This window comes from Pseudomonas sp. SDO55104_S430, from assembly GCF_054070595.1.
This window is the reverse complement of record NZ_JBSVXG010000244.1, coordinates 1-7954: the sequence shown is the minus strand read 5'-3', so window position 1 is coordinate 7954 and position 7954 is coordinate 1. Positions and strand designations below refer to the sequence as shown.

At 62.3% G+C, this 7954-nt stretch carries 6 protein-coding genes; 3 read left to right on the top strand and 3 right to left on the bottom strand.

Translation table 11 applies throughout. From position 1 onward, the window contains the following. Positions 1–54 precede the first annotated feature (54 nt). Complete coding sequence (locus tag ACW9JE_RS26320) at positions 55–936, bottom strand: LysR substrate-binding domain-containing protein (protein WP_457434402.1); 882 nt, start codon at positions 934–936, stop codon at positions 55–57. Between the two features lie 114 nt (positions 937–1050). Here ACW9JE_RS26320 and ACW9JE_RS26315 point away from each other — a divergent pair, with 114 nt between their 5' ends. The 3 genes from ACW9JE_RS26315 to ACW9JE_RS26305 all read left to right on the top strand — a co-directional run bounded on the left by ACW9JE_RS26315 (position 1051) and on the right by ACW9JE_RS26305 (position 3471). After that, on the top strand, positions 1051–1728 hold the full coding sequence (locus ACW9JE_RS26315) for an MOSC domain-containing protein (protein ID WP_457434401.1): 678 nt from the start codon (positions 1051–1053) through the stop codon (positions 1726–1728). Positions 1729–2001: 273 nt separating this feature from the next. Beyond that, a complete protein-coding gene (locus ACW9JE_RS26310; protein WP_457434400.1) occupies positions 2002–2391 on the top strand; it encodes a tautomerase family protein in 390 nt (129 codons plus the stop codon). Between the two features lie 33 nt (positions 2392–2424). Beyond that, entirely contained in the window at positions 2425–3471 is a 1047-nt protein-coding gene (locus tag ACW9JE_RS26305) for an NAD(P)H-dependent flavin oxidoreductase (protein ID WP_457434399.1), read from the top strand. 181 nt (positions 3472–3652) lie between these two features. Here the strand turns inward: ACW9JE_RS26305 and ACW9JE_RS26300 are convergent, their stop codons facing one another. Both ACW9JE_RS26300 and ACW9JE_RS26295 read right to left on the bottom strand, forming a co-directional pair. Next, a complete protein-coding gene (locus tag ACW9JE_RS26300; protein ID WP_457434398.1) occupies positions 3653–6100 on the bottom strand; it encodes a TonB-dependent siderophore receptor in 2448 nt (815 codons plus the stop codon). A 247-nt stretch (positions 6101–6347) separates the two neighbouring features. After that, complete coding sequence (locus ACW9JE_RS26295) at positions 6348–7700, bottom strand: MFS transporter (protein ID WP_457434397.1); 1353 nt, start codon at positions 7698–7700, stop codon at positions 6348–6350. Between the last annotated feature and the right edge of the window lie 254 nt (positions 7701–7954).

Below are 7954 nucleotides of genomic sequence, written 5' to 3'. Positions count from 1 at the left end.
CCATTGATGTCGACTGACACACCGCATTCGCGAGCAAGCCCGCTCCCACAGGGGTCATGGGTTGGAAGCCACCTGCTGCTGCGCCAACCCAATGAACGCACTCATCGCCGAGGTGATCATCGAGTCGTTGCGGCGGATGAAAACGGTGGAGACGTTGGCGAATTCCGGGGGCAGGCTGTGCCAGCGGATGCCGTGGCGCACGCTGCAGTTTTCGGCGATGGCCCGGGGCAGCAGGGTCACGCCCATGCCCGCCGCGACGCACGACAGGATGCCGTCGAGAGTGCCCAGTTCCATGATCTGGTTCGGCACCAGCCCCACCTGATAGAACCAGTTCTCCAGCGTCGAGCGATAGAAGCACCCGGTGCGGAACACCAGCACCGTCTGCTGCGGCATTTTCTCCATCAGCGCTTCCAGGGACTCGAACTGGTTGCTGCTGACCAACACCAGTTCCTCGTTGAAAACCTCCTCCTGAAAAAGCGCCGAGTTCTGATGAAAGCCACCGACAAAGGCACCGTCGAGCCGATGGCTCTCGATGGCCTTGATCAATTCGATGGTGGTGCCGGTCTGCAGCGACAACTGCACGTCGGGATATTGCTCGCGGTATTTGGTCAGCACCTGGGGCAGGCGGATGGCAGCGGTGGTTTCCATCGAGCCCAGGCGCAGCAGACCAGCGGGGCTGCCGGTGTCCATCAGGGCGCTGCGGCTTTCTTCGGTCAACTGCAGGATGCGCCGCGCGTAACCCAGGAAAATTTCGCCCGCCGCCGTCAACATCACCCCGGATTTCTTGCGAATGAACAGCTCACGATTGAGCTCGGCTTCCAGCTCTTTCACGCGCATGGTCACGTTGGACTGCACGGTATTCACCTGCAATGCCGCGGCGGTGAAACTGCCCAGCTCGGCCACGGCGCAGAAAATCTTCAGTTGGCGCATTTCCATTTTTATTCTCATCCATCTCTAAAAGTGATTATGGACATATTTAACGATCACTTTACGGCGGTTTATGCCGATGAGTAAAGTGGCTGAAACCCTGCAAACGAGGCCGTTCGTCCCATGACCCTGACCACGAAAATCGACCATGTCTTCGCCGGTGGCCTGGGCGTGCTGCCGCCCGAGGGGCAGAGCACGGGGATCTTCAAACAGCGCCATGGCGGGCCGGTTCGCGTGGAGTTGCATGGCATCGTCGGCGACCAGCACGCGGATACCCGGGTTCACGGCGGCCCGGAAAAAGCCGTGCACCAATACGCCACGCAGAATTACCAGCGCCTGGCCGAAGCCTTCCCTAACAGCGCCGTGCAACTGGTGGCGGGCAGCCTTGGCGAGAACCTCGCGGCGTTCGGGCTTTCGGAGTGCAACGTGCACATTGGCGATGTGTTCCGGGTCGGCAGCGTGGTGTTGCAGGTGTCGCAACCGCGTAGCCCGTGCTGGAAAATCAACCATCGCTTCGATGCCGAGCGCATGTCGATGTTCGTGGCCAAAGAACGCATTACCGGGTGGTACTACCGGATTCTGCAACCGGGATCGTTGGAGGCGGGTGACAGCATCGAACTGCTGGAGCGGCATACCGAGCGTTTCTCCATCGACGAATTCTGGCAGGTACAGTTGGCCCACAGGCCGGTGCTCGAGGATCTGTTTGCGCTGGCGGCGACGCCGGGGTTGTGTGCGGACTGGCAGCGGCGATTGGGTGAGCGGGCGAATTACCTGCAGAAGCGAACACCGCTAAACCTGTAGGAGCGAGCATGCTCGCGATGTAGGCCCGGACACCACGGGGTGTCAGGCGGCCAGCGTTATCGTTGACGACCATCGCGAGCGTGCTCGCTCCTACAGTGGGACGTATTTCATCAAAGGTGATTTATAAGATCATTAATCATCATTTTACATGATGGTGTGGCATCTCTATGTTGAAGCCTTCGGGTTGGAAAGCGTGCCGGCGCGGGCTGTCGCGCGGACCTTTATCCCAGGGGGCGGGCTCTTCGCTCCCAATTTATTGAGAGGTGAAGCGCCATGCCATTGCTCAAGTTCGACGTCATCCAGGGCCGTACCGATGAACAGTTGCGCACGTTGCTGGATGTGGCGCATCAGGCCATGGTCCAGGCATTCGAGGTGCCCTTCAGCGACCGTTATCAGAGCGTCACGCAACACCGGCCCGGAGAACTCATCCTGCACGACACCGGGCTCGGCTATACGCGCTCGGCGCGGGTGGTGCTGCTGACGGTGGTGTCACGACCGCGCACGCAGGAACAGAAAACCTCTTTCTACCGGTTGCTGGCCGAAAAGCTGGAAGCAGCTTGTGACTTGTCCCCCGATGACCTGATCGTTTCGCTGGTAGAAAACAGTGATGCCGATTGGTCGTTCGGCGGTGGGCGGGCGCAGTTTCTGACCGGCGAGCTCTAAGTCTTTTTTCACCTATTTCGTTCAGGTGTTCTCATGTCCAATCCTCTGCTGTCGCTGTTGAACATCGAACTGCCGATCATCCAGTCGCCCATGGTCGGCGTCTCCACGCCCAAGCTTGCGGCAGCGGTTTCCAATGCTGGCGGGCTCGGCTCAATCGGCATCGGTGCGAGCAATGTCGAACAGGCGCGAGCCATGCTGCGCGACACCGCGGCGCTGACCGACAAGCCCTTCAACGTGAACCTGTTCTGCCACGAGCCTGCTGTGGCCGATGCCGAGCGAGAGGCGCAATGGCTGGATTTCCTCGCGCCTCTGTTCGACAAGTTCGAAACTCCTGCGCCTACTGCCCTGCGCGAGATCTACACCTCGTTCGTCGAAGACTTCGGCATGCTGGAAATGCTCCTGGACGAAAGGCCGGCGGTGGTCAGTTTCCATTTCGGCCTGCCGCCGCAGTCGAGCATCGATGCGTTGAAAAATGCGGGAATCGTCCTGCTGGCTTGCGTGACCAATCTGGCCGAAGCGCAACAAGCCGAGCGTGCCGGTGTGCATGCACTGGTGGCGCAAGGTTATGAAGCCGGGGGCCATCGCGGTCTGTTTGATCCGCAACAGGACAGCGAGATGGGCACTTTCGCCCTGGTCCGAGTGTTGACCGATGCCTGCAAGCTGCCGGTAATCGCGGCGGGCGGCATCATGGATGGCGCGGGCATCAAGGCAGTCATGCAACTGGGCGCCTGCGCCGCGCAACTTGGCACCGCCTTCATCCTGTGCCCCGAATCCTCCGCCAACCCGGCCTACCGCGAAGCCCTCAAAGGCCCGCGTGCGCACCAGACCCGTGTCACCAGCGCGATCTCGGGCCGTCCCGCCCGTGGCATGGTCAACCGCAACTACATCGACCTCGAAACCAACGCGCCGGCGCTGCCCGACTATCCCATCGCCTACGACGCCAACAAGGCACTCAACGCCGCAGCCGCCAACAAGGCCAACACCGAATTCGCCGTGCAATGGGCCGGGCAGGGCGCGCCACTGGCTCGCGAAATGCCGGCTGCAGCGCTGGTAAAACTGCTCGCCGCCGAGCTCAAATAACCCACCGTCACCTGTAGGAGCGAGCTTGCTCGCGATGGAGGTGAACGATAACGCTGGATACCAGGTATTTACCCTTGTAGGAGCGAGGCTTGCCCGCGAAGAGGCCGGCACATTCAACATCGATGTCGGCTGACCTGACGCATTCGCGGGCAAGCCTCGCTCCTACAGGGGGTGTTTGGATTTAGAAATCCACGGTCGCGGACAGCTTCAGCGTCCGCGGCTCACCCTGAGTCAGGTAGTTGTTCGCCGTCGAAGCCGAAGACCAATACGCCTTGTTCGCCACGTTCTCCACATTGGCGCGCAGGGTGATGTACTTGTCGTCCGCCTTGAAGCCATAACGCGCACCCAGATCCACACGAGTCCAGGCCGGAATGCTCAAGCTGTTGGCGGCGTTGACGTATTCGCCACCGGTGCGCAACAGACGACCGTTGAGCGCGGCGCCCTGAATCCCCGGCACATCCCAGTCGGCCCCCAGGTTGTACTGGAAGCGCGGTACGCCAGCGGCGCGATTACCATCGTTGAGGCCGTTGGAGGTTTTCTTCTGTTCGGTGTCCATCCAGGTCGCGCCGGCCAGTACCCGCAGGCCGTCCAGCGGTTCGCCGAACACGTTCAGTTCCACACCTTTGTTGATCTGCTCGCCATCGACGCTGAAGGTTGCCAGGCGGTTGCCCGGGACAGTCGAGGTCGAGTTGTTGGGCATCTCGATGCGGTACACACCCAGAGTCGCGCCGAAGCTGTTCCAGTCGAGCTTGACCCCGGCCTCGGTCTGCTTGCTGCGATTCGGAGCGAAGACTTCGCCGGGGTTGGTCACGCCGGTGGTGGGTGCGGTCGGACCCTGTTGCAGGCCTTCGATGCGGTTGGCGTAGAACGACACGTGTTCCCAGGGCTTGACCACCAAACCGTAGACCGGCGTAGTGATCGACTCCTCGTAGTTGGCGTTACGCGCACCGCTGGTGGTGTTCCAGGCGTCGACTTCGATGGTCTGGCGACGCACGCCGAGGGTCAGCAGCACGCGGTCGTCGATGAAGCCCAGGGTGTCGGACACGGCGGCACTCTTGATGCGGTTTTTGCCGACGATGCGCGGGTCGTGGATGTCGCTGCCGAAATAGGTGTTGGTCGGGCGCGGCACCTGCACCGGGTTGTACAGGTTGCCGTTGACCCGGTTGGCCACCAGGATCGCCTCGAACGCCGAGCGCTGTTCGCCCCAGGTGCCCGACAGGCCGAAGTTCATCTGGTGGGTGATCGGGCCGGTGTCGAAGTGACCGTTCAAGCCGGCAATCGCGCTCTTGTTGTCTTCGTCATGGGGCGAGTAGAGAAAGCCGACCTTGCCGCTGCCGTCGTTGCCGACATACAGCGAGGAATATTCGCCGTTTTCCCGGGTGTGCTTGGCGCCGCCACCGGCATAGGCCGTCCAGTTATCGTTGAGGTCGTACTCGGCGTTGACCATGCCGTAGGTGTCTTCCAGCTCCGACCAGGTCCAGTCCTGGGCGTAGTTGTCCTTGGCCGACGGGGCGTGCGGGACCTTGGTGCCATTGGGGTAAACCACGGAGCGGCCGTTGTTGATGCGCTGTTTCTGGTAGCCCAGATCGGTGGAGACACGCAGGCGGTCGCCGCGATAGTCCAGGCCGACGGCAATCAGCTGCGAGTGTTCGGACTCGCCGTCGACGGCGGTGTCGCCACCGTGATTGGCGAGGTTGACCCGCGCGCCGAAGCGGTTGTCTTCACCGAAACGCTGGCCCAGATCGATATGCCCGCCGATCTGGGAGTCGCTGGCGTAATCCAGAGTCACGCTGCGGGTCGGGGTGTCCTGGGCGCGCTTGGGCACCAGGTTGACGCTGCCACCAATGCCGCTGCCGCCCGGCGCCACGCCGTTGATGAAGGCGTTCGGGCCTTTGAACAGTTCAACTCGCTCCAGCGCCTCTGTGGTGATGATCTGTCGGGGGAGCACGCCGTACAGGCCGTTGAAGGAGATGTCGTCGGTCGTCAGCGGCAGGCCACGGATGGTGAACACTTGGGAAAAGTTGCCGAAGCCGGCCGACTGGCGCACCGAGGCATCGTTGAGCAGCACGTCGCCCACGGTGCGCGCCTGCTGGTCCTCGATGGTATTGGCGGTGTAGCTGACCACGCTGAACGGCACGTCATTGATGCTGCGATTGCCCAACACCCCGAGGCGCGCGGTCTTGGCGACCTGGCCGCCTTCGTAGGTGTCGGCATTCTCGGCGATGCCGTTGACCGTGGTCGCGCCCAGTTCCAGCGCCGTGCCGCTGTCGACCTGCGGCGCCACGGTGTAGCTGTCGGCACCGGTGTTGATCAGCGAGAACCCGCTACCCTGCAGCAGGCGGGCGAAACCGGACTGCACGCTGTAGTTGCCTTGCAGGCCGGTGCTTTGCTGGTCGTTGAGCAGGTTGGTGTCGAACGACAGCAGCACGCCCGACTGCGCGGCGAATTGCGCCAGTACACTGGCCAGGGAGCCGGCGCCGATGTTGTAGCTGCGGGTGGCTTCGGTCTGGTTGACGTCGGCGGCCAACGCACTGTGAACCGGAGCCATGGCGCTCAGGGCGATGGCCAGGCTCAGCAGGTTCAGGGGGAGGCGGATTCTGGAGCGCAACTGCGGAGAACTGGAAGTCATGCGGCATGCCTGTGGATGCAAAGGATAATGAGAATTCCTCTACACACCGAACGAGCGCGAAAAAGGTATCAGCGAATCGGAAAATAATTTTTGCGGGCGTATCCACTTTATCTCGCCCGCCGCCGGCTACGTGCTCATACAAAAACACGCCTCGTTCAAACAGGTCCTGTGGTTGGAGCAAAGATCCCGGGGAACCACGGAATTTGTGGGAGCGGGCTTGCCCGCGAAGAGGCCGGCACATCCGACATCAATGTCGCCTGGCACAACAACAGGCCAAGGCGATCAACGCCAACGCCACGACAAAGGTCACGCGCATACCTGCGGCTGCAAACACCGCCCCCAACGCCGACGCCCCGGTGATCAACCCCAGGTTGCGCGACAGATTGAGCAACCCCGACACCACGCCTCGCTGCTGCGCCTGAACATCCGCCATCACCAGCGTGTTGTTGGCCGTCTGAAATACCGCATAACCCAGGGTAATCACCACCATCGGCACGATGTAGCCGGCGACACCGAGGCTGGCCGGTAACACCGCCAGCAGCAGGCAGCCAAGGGCGATCACGAGCAAGCCGGCAAGGGTCATGCGCCGGGCGCCGAAGCGATCGGCGATGCGTCCCGCGGGCACCCCGGTCAGCGCGGCGACCAACGGCCCGACCGACAACACCAACCCGGCCTCGACCGCACCCAACCCCAGCGCCTGGGTCAGATAGAACGGCCCGACCACCAGCGTGCCCATCATCACCGTGGCCACCAACAGGCTCATGATCAGACTCGTGCTGAGCTGCCGATCACGGAACATCGCGAGCCGGATCAACGGCGCCGCGACCCGTTGTTCAACCCGCACGAACACCCAGGCGCCAACGCCCGCCAGCAGGATCAACGCAAGATTGAGCACGCCGAATTGCCCGCGTCCAAGGGTCATGGCCAGCGCGTAGGCGGCGAGGGTCAGTGCCAGCAGCAGGGTGCCCAAGGAGTCGAAAGCCACCTGTGTGTTTTTTGCTTTATGTTGATCGGCAGGCAAATAGCGCTGGGCGAGCAGCAACGTCAGCAGGCCCAAGGGCACGGTGATCAGGAAAATCCCCCGCCAGCCGAACTCGCCGATCAGCAAGCCACCCAGCGACGGCCCCATCGCCGTGCCGATAGCGGACATGGTGCCTAGCAGTCCCATCGCGCTGCCGGTCCTGTCCTTGGGTACCGTCTCGCCGACGAAGGCCAGGGTCAGCGCCATCATGATCGCCGCGCCCAACCCTTGCAGCGCCCGTGCGCCGATCAACAGTTCCAGGCTCGGCGACAACCCGCACAGGGCCGATGCGACGGTGAACAGGCCGATGCCGGACAACAGCAACCGCCGTCGACCGACCAGATCGCCCAGCCGGCCGACGCTGACGATCAGCGTGGTGATGGCCAGCAAGTAGGCGAGGACGATCCATTGCACTTGCTGGAAGGAGGCGTCGAACACCTGGGCCAGTGTCGGCAGGCCGACGTTTGCAATGCTGGTGCCCAGGGAGGACAGCAGCATCGACAGCGACAGGCTGACCAGCGCCCACCTGACTGACCGGATTCGTTGTCCCTCTGCTGTGGCGGTTGCGGTGGAGTCCATGGGTGTTCCTCTTTGTGGCCGCTCCCGATTGGAGCTACCGCAAATCTACGTCCGGGCCTAACATGGCGGAAGACGCATGGGTTGCACTTAATACGTGCACAAAACGCCATTCCACTCATTTGGATGGTGCGCGAACCTGTGGTGAGGGCTTGCCCTAAGGCCAGTCAGTTAAGCCGAACACATACTTGTGGCGAGGGGGCTTGCCCCCGCTGGGCTGCGAAGCGGCCCCAAAAGAATGGGACTGCTGCGCAGTC

Bases quoted from the DNA above. Each gene is read 5' to 3' on its own strand.
- ACW9JE_RS26320 (WP_457434402.1), bottom strand. From the start codon at position 936: ATGGAAATGCGCCAACTGAAGATTTTCTGCGCCGTGGCCGAGCTGGGC.
- ACW9JE_RS26315 (WP_457434401.1), top strand. From the start codon at position 1,051: ATGACCCTGACCACGAAAATCGACCATGTCTTCGCCGGTGGCCTGGGC.
- ACW9JE_RS26310 (WP_457434400.1), top strand. From the start codon at position 2,002: ATGCCATTGCTCAAGTTCGACGTCATCCAGGGCCGTACCGATGAACAG.
- ACW9JE_RS26305 (WP_457434399.1), top strand. From the start codon at position 2,425: ATGTCCAATCCTCTGCTGTCGCTGTTGAACATCGAACTGCCGATCATC.
- ACW9JE_RS26300 (WP_457434398.1), bottom strand. From the start codon at position 6,100: ATGACTTCCAGTTCTCCGCAGTTGCGCTCCAGAATCCGCCTCCCCCTG.
- ACW9JE_RS26295 (WP_457434397.1), bottom strand. From the start codon at position 7,700: ATGGACTCCACCGCAACCGCCACAGCAGAGGGACAACGAATCCGGTCA.